The organism is Glaciimonas sp. GG7, from assembly GCF_052976905.1.
Genome location: NZ_JBRIIQ010000018.1, coordinates 20,570 through 36,740 on the forward strand (window position 1 = coordinate 20,570; position 16,171 = coordinate 36,740).

The window sequence follows — 16,171 nt, forward strand, 5'->3', positions numbered from 1 at the left end:
CAAAGCAGCCACAAAAACTAATATTATTGTTAAAAATCAATAACTTAAACTATCTATCCTCTATTTTTCTCTGTTTTCAAATCAGGCGACCATGTTCCAAATAGGGTTACAATCGAGATCTGAAACGTTTATTGAAACAAATTGCAACACTCAATGAAACAAGGCCGCCATGTCACGACCATCCCTGCCGTATCGTCAACCGTACCGTCAGCCATCCGGCAATCCCGACAACAACGACAAACCCGTCATCTGGACCGTCTCAGTCTCGCGCCTGTTCGATCTGTTCCGCGACATTACGCTGGAGTTCGATCATCAAGCCAACATCATTCCTATCAATCTCGGCTTTGAAGACGCGGTGCAACACATCCGCGAACGGCTCACCACCGAGCGGTGCGACGCCGTGATTGCCGCCGGGTCCAACGGCGCGTATCTCAAAAGCCGGTTGTCGGTTCCCGTCATTATCGCCAAAGCCAGCGGTTTCGATTTCATGCAAGCCCTGGCGCGGGCACGCAAAATCTCCCCGCATCTGGGCGTCATTACGTATCAGGAAACGCTGCCGGCATTGCGCGAATTTCAAACCATGTTCGGGCTCAATATCGCTCAACGCACTTACGCCACCGCCGAAGACGCACGCGCCCAGATCAGCGAACTCAAAACCTTAGGTGTGAAGGCCATCGTGGGGGCCGGGCTGATTACCGATCTGGCCGAAGAAGCCGGTCTGGCGGGGATCTTCGTCTACTCCGCCAGCTCGATCCGGCAGGCCTTTGACGATGCGCTGGAAATGGCGCACATGACGCAACTCGAATCCTCACGCGGACGCGGCGACCAGGTCACCGACACCTTGCGCACCAGACACGGAATCAACGATTTGCGCGGCAACTCTGCGGTCATGGAAGATATTCGCCAGACCATCGTGCTGTATGCCCGCTCGCCAGCGACCGTGCTGATCCACGGCGAAACCGGCACCGGCAAGGAGTTGGCGGCGCAAGCGATCCACCGCGAACATCCGCACGAACACGGCGGCAAAATCGCCGCCAAAACCAACCGCCCCTTCGTCGCCGTCAATTGCGGCGCACTGGCCGAATCGCTGCTCGAATCGGAACTCTTCGGTCATGAAGAAGGCGCATTTACCGGCTCACGCCGGGGTGGCCGGGCAGGCTTATTTGAAGCGGCCAATCGCGGTACTTTATTTTTAGATGAGATCGGCGAAATGCCGTTGCCGTTGCAAACCCGCTTGCTACGCGTATTGGAAGAACGCCAGGTGGTGCGCGTGGGTGGCACGCGTCCGATTGCCGTTGATGTGCGCATCATCAGCGCCACCCATTGCGACCTTGACGAACGCGTGCGCGAAGGCCGTTTTCGCGCCGATCTGTTTTATCGCCTGACCGTGCTGCGCTTGAATCTGCCGCCTCTGCGCGACCATCCCGAGGATCTGATCACCCTGGCAGAATGGCGCTTAAAGCATGCATTAGCGTCGCTGGGCGTCGGGCCGCATCCGAATCTGCACGCCGAACTGGTGGCCTGCGCACCGCTGTTGGCGGCGTATGCATGGCCTGGGAATGTACGTGAATTGCGCAATCTGACAGAACGGCTGGCGTTGTATCTGGCGGCCGAACCGCTGCAAGCGCTGACACCCGCGTTCATTCTGCGACTGGCACCGGAGCTGGGTGCGACCAAGCATGGTGCACCCGAAAACTACCGCAATCCGGGCGCGACGTTACCACCAGAAGCGCCGACCGAATCGATCGAAAAAGTACTGGAACGCTTTGCGGGAAATCGTGAAGCGACGGCAAAATATCTGGGTATTAGCCGGACTACTTTGTGGCGTAAGTTGAAGTAATTGGATGGAAGCAATACTGAAGAAAACCGTTATTCAACGTTGCGTGCAAATTGTTGAATCGCGTCGATGAACGTTACCGCCTGCTCGATTGCCCATTTAGTTTTCTCGGCGGTGACTTCATCACCAGTGTAATCGGCGATTAAACGCAGCCTATGTACCTGATTCAATGCTTTTCCGAACTCTACTGGTAATCGACCTGTTTTAACCAAATGCAGGCTAAAGGCTGAAATAAGGCCACTATGCGTTTTTGTTACCGTCGTTTCGTCTGTCTCACCAATCACATGCAAAGCGAATCGGGCGGCATCAAACATACTGTAATAAGCACGATTACAGGCACCCTCCGCATCGCCATCGGTGAGTAACAATTGCGCCGATGTGATCGCACGTAGTGCTTTATTGATTAGATCATGCGGCGTCAAAGTCGTATCCCTTCACGAGCAATATTGCGTAGTAAAACGGGGTTGTTATAGTTTTCCGGATGATCCCACTCGTCTTCCCATACCGGCAGAGCTTCAATCAATACACCTGTTTCCAATAAAACGTCGTAAGCAATATCGGCCATTGAGAGCACTGTATCGAGGAACTGTCCGCGCTGACCACGCAACAGAACCGCAACATCGGCATCACTATCAGGGCGGTAGTGATGCCGCGCCCGGCTACCAAACAAAATGATGCCCGTTACTGGGTATTGACGCGCCACCATGGTCGCAAATACATTCACCACGCGCGCCGTATCGGGGTCCATTTCAGCATTTTTTAGCAATGATGTACCCACGATTATTTTCCTTGCATTGGCTAGCTGCGGTTGAGATTCAAAAATCATATAGATGCTGAGTGTAAACCACTCCTGCAAACCTGATAAAGCTCTCTTGACATGTATTACAGAAGAAAAAGGCTTGATTATGTTTGCAAAAATCAAACCAATACATGCCGAACTTCACGAAAAAACTGATTGATCTTAGCCTCAATACGCACATCAATCATCTCATCAGGATGCATCCCATTGGGACAAACAAGGCGCGGCGTAGTACCAAAGAGGCGGCAGATCAGTGGTCTATCATCGTAGACCTGACAGCCGTTTTCGCCAAGATGCACACAGGTTAAATCGGCCAGCGCGGTATCATGCGCGGCCTCCGTTTTGAAGGGTAAGTCCGCCATTTCTTCGGACGAAGCCTTAACCGGTCCGCAGCAATCGTGGCAGCCGGGGACGCATGCAAAGGTGGGAATACGGGAGCGGAAAAATCGGATTTTTTGGCTGTTTTTTGTCATGCCGTTTTCTCCATTACAGAAAGAAACAGCGACGATCCCAGCAAGCCATCGAGCCAGCGTATGACGTGCGGGTGAGGACTGGGGCTGGCGTAAAACCATGCTTTGTCGACGTGCGCAAATTGTCGGATAAACGGGACTATGGCGATGTCGGCAAAGCTGATCGTCTCGCCCATCAAAAACGCTTGCGATGCGAGACGATCATTTAAGACCGCCAGAAATACGCCGCCCTGCTCGCGATAATAGTGCGCCGGAAACTCGGGAAAGCGCTCCGCATATTTATAGCGATCAAGATGCTGTTTGAAAGGGCCGTCGTTTTGCGCAATCAAGGCAGCCGCCTCTGGCGACAGAGCGGCGCGACCGTCCAGCCATTGCTGCGGATCGTTGATCGCCAGCGCCCATTGCATGATGTCGAGACTTTCGGCAATCACGGTGCCGTCTTGCAATTGCAAGACCGGCACCGTGCCTTTGGTTGAGCAATCCAGCATTGCCTGCGGTTTATTGCGCAGGCTGACCTCGACCATGTTGACCGCAACCCCGCTCATTTTCACGGCGAGACGCGCGCGGATGGCGTAGGGACAACGGCGAAAGGTGTAGAGCGTGGGGAGGGCTGGCATGATTTACTCGGTCTCAATGAGCTTGTCATTTTACTGATGCCAGCCAGTTTGGTGCGATTTAACCCAGGTTTAGTCGTCTTTGGCCCCTGCAATTCCCAACTCCTGAATCTTGCGGGTAATCGTATTGCGGCCAATACCCAATCGAATCGCAGCGTCGTTTTTACGGCCATGCGTATGTTTCAGGGCGATTTTGATGAGCGCTGATTCAAACTGACGGCCCAACACATCCATGACATCGGTGTCGCCATTGGCGAGCATGCTCGCCGCTTCGGCTTCCAGCAGGTTAATCCAGCTGCGGTCAGGAGGTGAGGATATGGCCTCAGATTCAATCGCCGAGCTTGCATGGGATGCGGCATGCTGATCGGGCGCTATCGATACTGATGAGATGGCGTTGGCAGCTGCGTCAAGAATGATCGGCTTTTCATTTGCGGCGATCAGTTCTTGCGGTAAATCTTTGATTTCGACCGTTTGGCCCGGGGCCATGACGGTGATCCAATTGCAGAGATTTTCTAGCTGTCGCACGTTGCCGGGCAAATCGAGCGCGCTGATAAACCGCATCGCCCCTTCGGAGACGCGTTTGCTTTCGACGCCGAGTTGCTTGGCGCTTTGTCCGAGAAAATGGCGCGTCAGAATCGAGATATCTTCACGCCGCTCGCGCAGGCTAGGCAAGCGTAGACGGATCACATTGAGACGGTGATATAAATCTTCGCGGAACAGACCTTCACGGACGCGGGTTTCCAGATTCTGATGCGTGGCGGCAATCACGCGCACGTTGGCTTTGAGCGATTGATGGCCGCCGACGCGGTAGAAATGCCCGTCCGACAGCACCCGTAACAAGCGCGTTTGTAAATCGAATGGCATGTCGCCGATTTCATCGAGAAACAGCGTGCCGCCTTCGGCTTGTTCGAAGCGACCGCGACGGGATGCTTGTGCGCCGGTGAAGGCTCCGCGCTCGTGACCGAACAATTCGGATTCGAGCAAATCCTTGGGGATCGCCGCGGTATTGAGGGCAATAAAAGGTTGCGATGCGCGTGGGCTGTGCTTGTGCAAAGCGCGGGCGACAAGTTCTTTGCCAGTACCAGATTCACCGGTGATGAGGACGGTGACATGCGATTGCGAGAGCCGCCCGATGGCGCGAAAAACATCTTGCATCGCCGGGGCTTGCCCCAGTATTTCGGGAGTTTCGGCGCTGGCTTGTTCGATATTGATTTCACGCAAGCTTTCGGTCAACGCACGACGAATCAGCTCGACCGCTTTTTCCAGATCGAAGGGCTTGGCCAGATACTCAAAGGCCCCACCCTGAAACGCGGCCACAGCAGAATCAAGGTCCGAGAATGCGGTGATGATGATGACCGGCACGCCGGGATGCTTGGCTTTAATGACTTGCAACAACTCTAATCCGGATGCGCCGGGCATGCGAATGTCGGAGACTAGTACTTGCGGGGTGCTCGATTGCAACGCTTCGATTGCATCGCGTGCATTAGAAAAACTCTTGGTGACCAGATTCTCACGCGCCAGCGCTTTTTCAAGCACCCATCGTATCGATTCGTCGTCGTCAACAATCCAGATTGGTTTCATTTAATATTCTCGGCTTTAATCTTGCAGTTGACATTCTGAGGTACAGCACTGCAGGCTGCGGCCAATTAAGGCAGCGGTATCAATACCCTGAAATCGGTATATCCCGGCCGACTTTCGCATTCGATCACCCCCATGTGTTGTTGTACAAAGGTTTGTGCCAGTGTCAGCCCCAAACCGCTGCCCCCATCACGCCCTGATACTAGCGGATAAAAAATACGTTCTTGAATGTCGACTGGGATGCCCGGTCCGTTGTCGATGATATGCAAGTCTAATGCCAGCCGATAACGGACCTTGGCCAAGGTGACCTGACGCACGATTCTGGTCTGAAAAGTCAGATCGGCGTCGCCGCTGTGGATGCGATCGGCCAAGGCTAGTGCGGCATTGTGGGCAATGTTGAGTATGGCCTGGATGAGTTGTTCTTTGTCGCCGCGAAATTGCGGTATCGACAGATCGTAATCGCGCTTGATAGTCAGGCCGTGCGGAAACTCAGCCACGATCAGACTGCGCACGCGTTCGCAGACTTCGTGAATATCGACGTCATCGACGATGTGGGCCAAGCGATGCGGGGCTAGCAAACGGTCTACCAGAGTTTGCAGGCGATCGGCCTCTTTGATGATGACTTGCGTGTATTCGCGCAATTCTTTCAAATGCCGCTCGGGCAATTCCAGTTCGAGCAACTGCGCCGCGCCGCGAATACCACCAAGGGGATTCTTAATTTCATGGGCGAGATTGCGGATCAACTCCTTGTTGACCTGACTCTGATCGAGCAAGCGCTCTTCTCGCTCGAGCTTGAGTTGCTGAACGTTTTCGCGCAATTCGATGAGAACGGGGGTGGCAGGATTATCGAGCGCGGTGGCAATGGTATCGACCCATAGAGGATCACGCCCGAGACGATCCAATATCAAATCCTGGCGCAAATCATCAAACTGGTGCGCGAGTGCGCGCTCAAACACGGCGGCGAGCTGCGCGCCATTTAAAAACAATTCGGTCAGCTTTTGCTGTCTGAGCGCTTTGATGGAGCTTTCCAACAAATTTTCTGCCGCCGGATTGGCATAGACGATGCGCCCTTCCCGATCTAACAACAAGACTGCCGAGGCCAGTAACTCCAGTCCGTCGGTCGCAGTCGGTACAGTCACTTTGATTTGCATAGAAAAATCTCTTTAGCGTAAAACGATGGGGGCAACGGTGATGCAATTTGGTGCAGGCGGCTGCGCGCTTTCGGCCATCGTAGTTAAAAAAACAAAAGCCGCAAATGCGGCTTTTAGGTAAGCAAAGTTGATACCACTATCTAAGTAACAACATTGAGCATCATTACATGCGTTTGCTTGAATTACTTGAGATTGGACAGTTCTCTGTTGAGAGCGTCAATATTGCTTTGGGTGCGCGTCAGGTCATCTTTCATGGCGGCAACGCGTTCTTGATATTTGGCATAGTTACGCTCATTACCTTGACGTTCGGGAACACCGTTGTTGTAGTCTTTTTCCAAGCCAGACAATTTCTGCTGCTCGGTCTTGAGTTCGTCTTGCAAAATCTGGCGCCGATCGTTATCGCGTGCCTTTTGCGTGCCGCCATCTACTTTAGGAAAATCCGCAGGCGTCGCTGTTGCCGGTTTATTGACCGCAGCGGCAGCTGGCGGGCGAACCGGGGCGGCGATCGTCAATGGCGGTAAATCAACTTTTTTGCAGCCTTTGGTGTCACCGGTATTTGTGTACTCTTTGGTGCCATTCGAATTGATACAAAGATAGATATTATCGGCTTGCGCGGCGCTGATGGCACTGAAGGCTGCAACAATGAGCATGCCTGAAATAAGGTGTTTCATAGGTTCTCTTCACAATTCAATGAAGCCGATAGTTTATGTCAAACACTGCACCGACGAAAACAAAAGGACGGGAAAAGTATCCTTTTCCCGTCCTTTTTACACTACCTTAATGCAAATTAAAGTCTGTAATTTACAGCGAGTAGTACATATCAAACTCAACCGGATGCGTCGCCATACGGAAACGTGTGACTTCTTGCATTTTCAGTTCCAGATAAGCGTCGATCATGCTGTCGCTAAATACACCACCGCGGGTCAGGAACTCGCGATCGTTGTCCAGCGCTTCCAATGCTTCTTCCAGTGATGCGCAGACAGTTGGGATCAACTTGTCTTCTTCTGGCGGCAAATGGTACAGATCTTTCGATGCTGCTTCGCCCGGATGGATCTTGTTCTGAACGCCATCCAAACCAGCCATCAGCAATGCTGAGAAGCACAGGTACGGATTCGCCAGTGGATCTGGGAAACGGGTTTCAATGCGACGACCTTTTGGATTCGGCACGTGCGGGATACGGATCGAAGCCGAACGGTTACGGGCCGAATAAGCCAGCTTGACCGGGGCTTCATAGCCTGGGACCAAACGCTTGTAAGAGTTAGTACCTGGATTAGTAATCGCGTTGAGCGCTTTTGCATGCTTGATGATGCCGCCGATGTAGAACAGGGCGAATTCCGACAAACCTGCATAGCCGTCGCCTGCGAACAGGTTTTTGCCATCTTTCCAGACCGATTGGTGCACGTGCATACCAGAGCCGTTGTCGCCAACGATAGGCTTAGGCATGAACGTTGCCGTTTTGCCGTAAGTGTGGGCAACATTCCAGACCACGTATTTCAGGTTTTGAGTCCAGTCAGCGCGCTCAACCAAGGTTGAGAAGCGGGTACCGATTTCGTTTTGACCAGCGCCGGCAACTTCGTGGTGATGGACTTCAACCGGGATCCCGAGGGATTCCAGAATCAGACACATTTCCGAGCGCATGTCTTGGAAGCTGTCGACCGGTGGCACTGGGAAATAACCGCCTTTAACCGTTGGACGATGACCAGTGTTGCCATTTGGCAGCTTGGCACCAGTGCTCCACGATGCTTCTTCGGAACCGATCTTGACGAACGAGCCCGACATATCGGCATCCCAACGGACGCTGTCGAAAATGAAGAATTCTGGCTCCGGACCGAAATAAGCGGTGTCGCCTAAGCCGGATGATTTCAGATACGCTTCTGCGCGCTTGGCGATCGAGCGTGGGTCACGGTCGTAACCTTTGCCGTCGGACGGCTCGATCACGTCACATTGCATAAACAATGTGGTTTCTTCCATGAACGGATCGATATTGGCGGTGTTTGGGTCCGGGATCAGAATCATGTCTGATGCTTCGATACCTTTCCAGCCGGCGATTGAAGAACCATCAAATGCATGACCGGACTCAAACTTGTCCATATCAAAATGGGAAACAGGAACCGTTACGTGCTGTTCCTTGCCTCTGGTATCGGCAAAACGAAAATCAACGAACTTCACTTCGTTGTCTTTTACCATCTTCAAGACTTCTGCGGCCGTCATTGCCATGTAAAACTCCTAGTGTCAGAAAGTAACTGCTAATGTTGTCAAATATGATGCAAAAATTGGGCTGCGGTGCACCGTCGATCTCTCAGGCAAGCAAGAGCGAGACATTCGAACACCGATATAAACATGAAAACGATACAACTGAATTCAACCGAGGATGATAGCAGAATCTATGCCACCATCCGGCGCTATACACAACCTTATGCACGGGGTCTGTCTGGCCCTGTATTTGCTTGTTTTACTGTCTATATCAACAATAAAAATAGTATTCGGCAATGATAGGGACACAGTTATCGACCCATGTTGGGGCGACAAAAAATTAATGCACTTAATAAGTGCATTAAAATTTCAATTAATCATATTTGATCCATTTTGGTGCGCATCTAACCTGACAAATAGATGTCTTCTCTGAACCTATTCCTATTCAAGGCGAACGACCCGAAACCCCAGGTTCGTCGGTGAACCGCGCCACCAGTAATTAACGCGAAATCCCGGACGACACTGCAACAAGGGATTGCCCGCTGCACCGCCGCGAATGCCCGGCGTTTTGCAATCGGCATGAAAGTCACTCGGGTTTTCTACACCCAGCGCACGCAGATCCGGCGGGAAGCAATCTGCCGTCCATTGCCAGACATTACCCACCATATCGTTGAGGCCGTAAGCATTGGGCGGGTAGCTGCCGACCGGGCCAGGAGCTGCGAACTCACCTGATGCATTGCACAGTGCCAGTGTGCTGTCGAAGTCATTACCCCATGGCCAGGTGGTGTTGCTGCCAGCACGTGCAGCGTATTCCCACTGGGCTTCCGTGGGCAAGAAGTAATATTTGCCGGTTTGCGTGCTCAGCCACGCTGCATAGGCCAGCGCTGCGCTCCACGATATGCCGGTTACCGGTAACTGTTCCTTGCCTGCAATGACTTGAAAATGATGATGTTGACGTTCAATGTCGGCACAGCCGTGCGCGCGCGGCACCAGGAATCCAATACCGCTGGCGTCTGTATCTCCAACCGCGTTGAGAAACGCGACGAACTCGTTATTGCTGGCCGCATCTTTAGCGATAGCAAACGGCGTTAAATGCACCTCATGCGGAATATCGCCGATGGATGTAGCGCCGCCGGGCAAGGCGATCATGACGGGGCCAACACGTTGGCCGTCATTGAAGGTATCGCGAAATAATGACAATTCGCGGTTAACTTCTGCAAAGCCGGTGACCGATATTGCCAATAACAAAAGCAGTAACACGGCGTGCGCTGGCCTGGCGCTCATGGCAAAGTAACTTCAGCGGTAATCCCCAAATGGTCCGATACATGATTGCGCCAGGCAACCCATTCTGTGGCCGGGTACACCTGAGCGTTCGCCAAAGTGACCGAGGGCGTATGCACAAAATGATCGTAGGGCTGGCTCAATGCGCCTGCCCGGGTCAGACTACTGAGCAGATTAGGTTCGATGACAGCGCCGGCTACTTTCAGATGATCGAAACCGGGGTCACTGGCTGACATATTCCAGTCACCGCCGATAATGATGTTATGGCCCGCGTCCGGAGGAGGCGTATTACCGAAAGTGGCGGTTTTCAGGTTGGTATAAAACCTGGCGACATTTTCTACTTCAGCACGGCGTCCACTGACCGTCTTGCCCCATACGGCATGGAAATTCCCGATCAGAACCTGCTTGACTATGCTGGAGCCGTCCGGCGTGATGTTAAACAGTAGCGCAACGGGTGGGCGCATATAGTCATCAGGCGGCGTTGCTTGCATCGCGTGATTGGCATAGGCCACAGTAGGGCCGCCGACACGCGGCGTGGTTCGGTACAGGGTGAGGTAATACTCCTTATAAGCATTCTTGCCATAGGGCCCCATAGACACCCAGCCGACGCTCCCCGGAAGGACACTGCATGGTGGCGCGCCGCTGCTATCGGCGACCATGACTTCTTTCATGACTTCTTGCAACACGGTGATATCTACGGTCGCCATTTTGATGTTTAACTCCTTGCATTTGTCAGCCGTCTTATCGCCGTGACCAAAACGCAAGAGATTCTGAGAATACATAATAAAATCGCTGGCAAAAACCGGCGGAAGGATACTGGTGTTCAAGAGGATCACGAGCGCCAAAAGAAGTATTTTTCGCATGATGCAGTTCTCATAAAGTGGGAGCTTGCCTGTCCTGCCGTAGCGGCAGATCGATTTGTCTTCGCAAGGCCATTGATGAATGGCTTTGCGCGACAAGTGATAAGCAATGTAAGAAACTTAGCGTCCGGATGTAAGTGTCGTTACGGTTACGGTAGCGATTGCGTTACGTGAAAAAGCAGGGAAATGCGCTGCGCGAAAAACCGCGATGCTCTTTTTGATGAATAATAGTTTCATCGTTTAAATCATTTTTTAAGGAGACAAACCATGCCTACCGTCGCCAACTTGCTGGAAATGGGCCGCAAACGCGGTCAAGAAGAAAAATTGACCTATGCCGGGGCGCTCACTGCCGCAGAAACATACGCACTACTGGAGGAAAGCCCGGGGGCGCTATTGGTCGATGTGCGCACCAATGCTGAACGCGACTGGGTCGGTCGCGTTGCCATCCCTGACAAACAGCATGCGGCCATCCAATGGACGCAATATCCGGGTGGCGTGCAAAACCCGGATTTTTTAAGCCAATTAGCCCAGGTGGCAGAAAAAGGGACGACGCTGCTCTTCCTGTGTCGTTCGGGCGTGCGTTCGCGTTACGCTGCGACACTGGCAACGGAACATGGCTATACCAATTGCTTTAATATTTTGGAGGGCTTCGAAGGGGATAAAGATGCTGCCGGACATCGCAAAACTGTCGGCGGATGGTGCAAGGCTGGTTTGCCGTGGATGGGGGCTTAGCGGTATTTAAGTGGTACTGCAACATGTAAAACAACATCGCCCACTGACGTCTCACTGATGTCTGAGTGGGCGATGTGGCTATTGACGATCATTTCTGTATTGTTATTGCAGTCGCACCGGCATCACACTGGCATCGCACTGGCATATACATGAATGATCTTTAAGCTTGTCATCGACTGATGGCATGGGGTGCATTTTTTTATACTCTGCGGGAGATTTTCCTGCACTTTTAGCTACCCGCCTTGCACCAGTGGACGCCCATCACACATACAACCCAATGGCAGTAACTTTTAGCCTCCCAATGACGCAATCGCCACGCGTGCTGCGGCCAAATCCCAGGCGGCATGACCGACCGTTTTAAATACCGGCAACGTTTCCATGCGAGGCAATGCTTGCATCAATACTTCGGGCAACGCGCGCACCGCTGACCAATCCACTTTCGCTTGCAACAAATCCCCTGCTTCGAGCCTGGCACCGGCCAGATAGTCCACAACAATAGTGCGTGTGTGCAATAGTTCGACAGGAAACTCAACCATATCGGGCTTGAATGCCCCGACGCCAATGGCCAGAGTATCTGCACTGATATGGGCCGGGATAACGGCCGCTGTCGAGGTCGTCAGAGCAATGACAACATCGGTCGCTGGCAAGGCTGTCTCGAGTGTGTCAGCGGCAATCGGATGGATCGTCAGGTGCGGATAATGCTGCTGCAACGTCGCACAAAATGTCTTTGTTTTAGCCAGATCACGCGCAGCAATCCAAAACGTGTTGACGCCAAAATAGTCCACCAGCGCCTGGGCATGGGCCGCCGCCTGGACGCCAGTACCGATCAGCAACGCCGATGTCGGCTTGCGTGGCAGCAACGTTTGTATGCCCAGCAAGGTCACTGCCGCCGTGCGACGCGCGGACACCACCGGGCCGTCGAGCAACGCCAGACGCCTACCTGTGCCGGTTTCAAACACGATCAATTCGCCCTGAATGGCGGGGAGTTGGTGACCGGCATTATTAGCGTGAACGGTGATCAGTTTGGTTACGCTTAACTCAGCGCCGATAGCGGGCATGCATAACAGCACGCTGGCTGCATCGATCTCAACCACCATCCGCTCCGGTGCGTTAATGTGGCCGTCGCGCAACTGCTGTGCGGCAAGCGCGATGGCCGGGACCAGGGCGCAATACGGTAAGGCGGCTTCGGTTTGTTGCGCATTGAGGATATGCATATTGACTCGACCTTTCAGCTTTAAATAACGTATAGCGTAGATAGCGGGACTGGATTAGCGTAAAAAGAATCCTAATGGAAACGGATCACTCTCCTCCAATACCCATTGATTGAAACCCATGATATGGGCATTGCCGGTCACTTCGGTCAATACGGCATCAACATCGCCGACCTTGGTGGTGCCGATAACGCGCACGCTAAAGCAACTGCCGACGATGCTTTCATTGACCAGCGGCGTATTGAGCGCTAAGCGGCCTCTTAAAAATAATTGCGCAGCGCGGCCCGAGGTGCCGGTGCCGGTTGGCGAACGATCGACTTCACGGTCGGCAAAAATACAGACGTTAGCTTGATCAGCGCTCGGATGATTCGGTGCGCCATCGATAATCGTGCCGTACAGCGTATTGAGACCGGACTCGGTCGGATGCTGAATCTTGACTTTGGCTTTTACTGCTGCTTTCGTTTCTGCGCCGAGTTGAATCAGCGTGCGCACTTGCTCTGGCTTGACTTGCACGTTGGCCTGATCGGCGTTGATGTAGTAATAGAAAGCACCGCCGAATACGATATCACCGGTAATTTTTCCGAAACTGGTTGTATCGACTTCGACATCACGCTGATAAATAAAGGCTGGAACATTGCGGAAAGTAACGTTGCCTACGCGTACGCCATCCCACTCAACTTGCGCTTCAATAAAACCGGCTGGCGTATCGAAGCCTATCCGGGTCAACGGGATTGTGCGCTCAACATGGTGCAGCTCGACCAGCACTTTCCCCAACGCAATGATGCCGTGTCCGCACATATCGCTATAACCTTCGTTGTGTATAAATACCACCCCAAAGTCAGCTTCCTTTGTCACCGCTGGTAATAAATAGGCGCCATACATATCGGCATGGCCGCGTGGTTCATTCATGAGAAATTGCCTGACATCGTCACGGTTTTTTTCTAGCCATGCGCGTCGTTCCAGTATCGTCTCTCCCGGCACTGGCGGCAGGCCGGACGTCACTATGCGCAAAGGTTCGCCACCGGTGTGCGCATCGACTGTGTGGATGGTCCGTATCGTGTTCAACATAATGCTGTCCTCTTAATTAATCGGTAAGACTGAATGAATCCGCACATCAACATCACAAATGAAAATGTCGTCCCCGAAATCCGGGGACGACATTTTTAATTACTAGCCAGCTATAACGACCATTGCGGTGCCGCCATATAAAAGCTAATTAATAGTTGATTAATAGCTGGTCAACGCAATCGGCAAACCATCCTTGAAGTGGAACACGGTCACCGGCGATTGCTTCAGATCATGATTGGCATCAAATTCATACATCCCGGTGACGCCTTTGTATTTAATCTTCGACAATGCGGCAACGTATTGTTTCGGCTCAACTGAATTAGCCTCTTTCATGGCCTGCGCCACGACCATCATGCCGTCATAAAACGATGCAGCATAGGTTTGAGCAGGACGATTGAAGCGCTTCTGATATTCATCCGCAAATACCTTGCCGCTGGCGAGTTTGTCTAGCATCGCGCCGCCTTGGGTGCAATAGACCTGATCAGTAATGGCGTCACCACCAAGTTCTCCCATTTGTGGTGCGCAAATACCGTCACCGCCCAGAAACTTGATGTTACTCAGACCCAGTTGCTTCATCTGACGGATCATTGGACCGCCTTGTGGCGAATAGCCGCCATAGAAGATCGCATCAGGTTTTTTCGATTTGATTGAGGTCAGGATAGCGGTGAAATCAGTCGCTTTATCGTTTGTAAAATCATTACTGACGACTTTCATACCGTTCGCCAAAGCAACTTTTTTAAACTCTTCTGCCACACCTTGGCCGTAGGCTGTACGGTCATCAATGATAGCGACTTGCTTGAGTTTGAGTTCCTTTGCTGCATACAACGCCATCTTGCCGCCTAGCTGGCTATCGCTGGCTGCGACGCGGAAGACGTTGTTGAAGCCTTGCAGGGTGATTTTCGGATTCGAGGCCACCGTTGCCATCACGATACCGCTGTCGTTATAGACTTTTGATGCAGGGATAGTCACACCGGAGTTATAAGGTCCGATGATGGCCTTGACGTGCGCATCGGCAAGTTTTTGCGCAACATTGACGCCTTGGCGTGGATCTGCCTGATCGTCTTCCATCTGAACTTTAAACTGAATTTTTTTACCGCCGATCACCAAACCTTCGGTATTCAATTTGTCGATTGCCATTTGCAACCCGCCTTGATTATCCGTACCTGCTTGTGCCTGGGGACCTGTCAGCGGACCGCTGAAACCGATCTGCACTATTTGCGTCTCCTGCGCCATAGCGATTGCCGGGAGGGCTGCTAATAACACCGTCAACAATTTAGTCCGTGCGTACATGGCTTTTCCTTTCGTCTGTATTTATATGATTAATTCTTATGATGGGCGTGCAACCGGTGAGAGTGCGGCTCTCATAGTTCCATTTGCAGTTCGCAATCCTAGCAGGGTAGCCACCAGATTTAATTTTTTTGTAATACAACTTCCCCATAGATTCAATGGTGAAAAAGGAGAGATTGTAGTGTTTTCCACAGGAAAAAATGTCGCTACCGAGCAAAAAAAGCTGGTGATTAATCGCCTGAGAAATAGGCTATTTTTGTAAGAGTATTAATGACAATCGGGGACGTTCTGATCCAGATAGACCTCAAAAGCAACATCATTGACCCATCTCTTGCGCGCAATCGCCCAATAGTCATTCAAACGCCACTCGTCCATCAAATCCACAACAACACGATGCAACGCGTCGTCCTCCGGGCGCAGTACCCATACCAGACGGGTCATAGTTCCTGCCAACGGCAAGCTCGCAGAAAACTTTTTCCACTCAGGCAGCTTGAGCATCTGATCCAACATGCCAGCGTCGTGCACGGTGGCGTCGCAGTTACCGACCCGCAGCGCCAATAGAGTGTCGGCGGGTGCTTTCATGACTTGCTCACGCGCGCCGTAACGCGCATGCAGGCTGCCGACATAAGAGCTGCCTTCGGATATACAAACGCTGCGACCTTTGAGCTGCGACCATTGTTTGATATCGGTGTCGCTGCGCATGATTAATTTGGGTTGGTCCTGATAGCCGGTCGGCTCCACTTTGAACGTGCGCCGCAAGCGCGCAAGCGCAAGGTCAGACACCCGTATCAACAACGCATCGACATTACCTGATGTGAGTAATGAAAGACGATTTTGTGACGTCACCACGATAGTCGACACGCTTAAATCAAGTTGCTTCGCCATTGCTTGCGTCGCCTCTTCATTGACGTTTTCAGGCGTACGGTACTTTTGCCCGGCACGATAAAGTGGGGCAACGTAGGCCACACCAACGACCAATTGACTGCGTGGTTTGATGCGCGCAACACTGTCGCTGGCATGGGCCGGTTGCGTCAGAACGCATGTGCTCAATAACGTCAGCAAAGTACGCAGCAGGATTTTCATGGTCAAG

17 protein-coding genes are annotated in these 16,171 nt (G+C 52.4%); 3 read left to right on the forward strand and 14 right to left on the reverse strand.

Annotated elements, in window-relative coordinates; all coding sequences use genetic code 11:
* The first annotated feature begins 169 nt into the window (after positions 1-169).
* Complete coding sequence (prpR, locus tag ACVBEF_RS06690) at positions 170-1,840, forward strand: propionate catabolism operon regulatory protein PrpR (RefSeq protein ID WP_447123155.1); 1,671 nt, start codon at positions 170-172, stop codon at positions 1,838-1,840.
* A gap of 29 nt (positions 1,841-1,869) precedes the next feature.
* Here the strand turns inward: prpR and ACVBEF_RS06695 are convergent, their stop codons facing one another.
* The 10 genes from ACVBEF_RS06695 to ACVBEF_RS06740 form a co-directional block, all read right to left on the reverse strand.
* Complete coding sequence (locus ACVBEF_RS06695) at positions 1,870-2,259, reverse strand: HEPN domain-containing protein (protein WP_447123156.1); 390 nt, start codon at positions 2,257-2,259, stop codon at positions 1,870-1,872.
* The gene (locus tag ACVBEF_RS06700) at positions 2,256-2,615 is read right to left on the reverse strand and encodes a nucleotidyltransferase domain-containing protein (RefSeq protein ID WP_447123157.1); all 360 of its coding nucleotides are present in this window, start codon (positions 2,613-2,615) and stop codon (positions 2,256-2,258) included. The genes ACVBEF_RS06695 and ACVBEF_RS06700 overlap by 4 nt, the downstream gene beginning before the upstream one ends.
* A 140-nt stretch (positions 2,616-2,755) precedes the next feature.
* Complete coding sequence (locus ACVBEF_RS06705; RefSeq protein WP_447123158.1) at positions 2,756-3,109, reverse strand: YkgJ family cysteine cluster protein; 354 nt, start codon at positions 3,107-3,109, stop codon at positions 2,756-2,758.
* Positions 3,106-3,723, reverse strand: coding sequence for a glutathione S-transferase (locus tag ACVBEF_RS06710; RefSeq protein WP_447123159.1), 618 nt, complete (start codon positions 3,721-3,723; stop codon positions 3,106-3,108). The genes ACVBEF_RS06705 and ACVBEF_RS06710 overlap by 4 nt, the downstream gene beginning before the upstream one ends.
* 69 nt (positions 3,724-3,792) lie before the next feature.
* The gene (gene ntrC, locus ACVBEF_RS06715) at positions 3,793-5,301 is read right to left on the reverse strand and encodes a nitrogen regulation protein NR(I) (protein WP_447123160.1); all 1,509 of its coding nucleotides are present in this window, start codon (positions 5,299-5,301) and stop codon (positions 3,793-3,795) included.
* A gap of 65 nt (positions 5,302-5,366) precedes the next feature.
* On the reverse strand, positions 5,367-6,449 hold the full coding sequence (gene glnL, locus ACVBEF_RS06720; protein ID WP_447123161.1) for a nitrogen regulation protein NR(II): 1,083 nt from the start codon (positions 6,447-6,449) through the stop codon (positions 5,367-5,369).
* A 182-nt stretch (positions 6,450-6,631) separates the two neighbouring features.
* Positions 6,632-7,120 carry a DUF4124 domain-containing protein gene (locus ACVBEF_RS06725; protein ID WP_447123162.1) on the reverse strand — a complete coding sequence of 163 codons (489 nt, stop codon included), beginning with the start codon at positions 7,118-7,120 and terminating at the stop codon, positions 6,632-6,634.
* 130 nt (positions 7,121-7,250) lie between these two features.
* Complete coding sequence (glnA, locus tag ACVBEF_RS06730) at positions 7,251-8,666, reverse strand: type I glutamate--ammonia ligase (RefSeq protein ID WP_447123163.1); 1,416 nt, start codon at positions 8,664-8,666, stop codon at positions 7,251-7,253.
* A 417-nt stretch (positions 8,667-9,083) separates the two neighbouring features.
* On the reverse strand, positions 9,084-9,926 hold the full coding sequence (locus tag ACVBEF_RS06735) for a formylglycine-generating enzyme family protein (protein WP_447123164.1): 843 nt from the start codon (positions 9,924-9,926) through the stop codon (positions 9,084-9,086).
* The gene (locus tag ACVBEF_RS06740) at positions 9,923-10,786 is read right to left on the reverse strand and encodes a hypothetical protein (protein WP_447123165.1); all 864 of its coding nucleotides are present in this window, start codon (positions 10,784-10,786) and stop codon (positions 9,923-9,925) included. The genes ACVBEF_RS06735 and ACVBEF_RS06740 overlap by 4 nt, the downstream gene beginning before the upstream one ends.
* Before the next feature lie 264 nt (positions 10,787-11,050).
* Here ACVBEF_RS06740 and ACVBEF_RS06745 point away from each other — a divergent pair, with 264 nt between their 5' ends.
* Complete coding sequence (locus ACVBEF_RS06745; protein ID WP_447123166.1) at positions 11,051-11,515, forward strand: rhodanese-like domain-containing protein; 465 nt, start codon at positions 11,051-11,053, stop codon at positions 11,513-11,515.
* A gap of 290 nt (positions 11,516-11,805) precedes the next feature.
* On the opposite strand, the gene ACVBEF_RS06750 is transcribed toward ACVBEF_RS06745, so the two are convergent.
* From ACVBEF_RS06750 to ACVBEF_RS06760, 3 genes are all read right to left on the reverse strand, one after another.
* Positions 11,806-12,729 carry a delta(1)-pyrroline-2-carboxylate reductase family protein gene (locus ACVBEF_RS06750; RefSeq protein ID WP_447123167.1) on the reverse strand — a complete coding sequence of 308 codons (924 nt, stop codon included), beginning with the start codon at positions 12,727-12,729 and terminating at the stop codon, positions 11,806-11,808.
* Positions 12,730-12,783: 54 nt separating this feature from the next.
* Positions 12,784-13,794 (reverse strand): trans-3-hydroxy-L-proline dehydratase, encoded by a 1,011-nt coding sequence (gene lhpH, locus ACVBEF_RS06755; RefSeq protein ID WP_447123168.1) that lies wholly within the window; start codon positions 13,792-13,794, stop codon positions 12,784-12,786.
* Positions 13,795-13,953: 159 nt separating this feature from the next.
* The gene (locus tag ACVBEF_RS06760; RefSeq protein WP_447123169.1) at positions 13,954-15,084 is read right to left on the reverse strand and encodes a branched-chain amino acid ABC transporter substrate-binding protein; all 1,131 of its coding nucleotides are present in this window, start codon (positions 15,082-15,084) and stop codon (positions 13,954-13,956) included.
* On the opposite strand from ACVBEF_RS06760, the gene ACVBEF_RS06765 reads away from it, so the two are divergent.
* The gene (locus ACVBEF_RS06765; RefSeq protein ID WP_447123170.1) at positions 15,083-15,343 is read left to right on the forward strand and encodes a hypothetical protein; all 261 of its coding nucleotides are present in this window, start codon (positions 15,083-15,085) and stop codon (positions 15,341-15,343) included. The two genes, ACVBEF_RS06760 and ACVBEF_RS06765, sit on opposite strands and share 2 nt — an antisense overlap.
* Positions 15,344-15,348: 5 nt before the next feature.
* On the opposite strand, the gene ACVBEF_RS06770 is transcribed toward ACVBEF_RS06765, so the two are convergent.
* Positions 15,349-16,164, reverse strand: a complete 816-nt coding sequence (locus ACVBEF_RS06770; protein ID WP_447123196.1) for an ABC transporter substrate-binding protein — start codon at positions 16,162-16,164, stop codon at positions 15,349-15,351.
* Between the last annotated feature and the right edge of the window lie 7 nt (positions 16,165-16,171).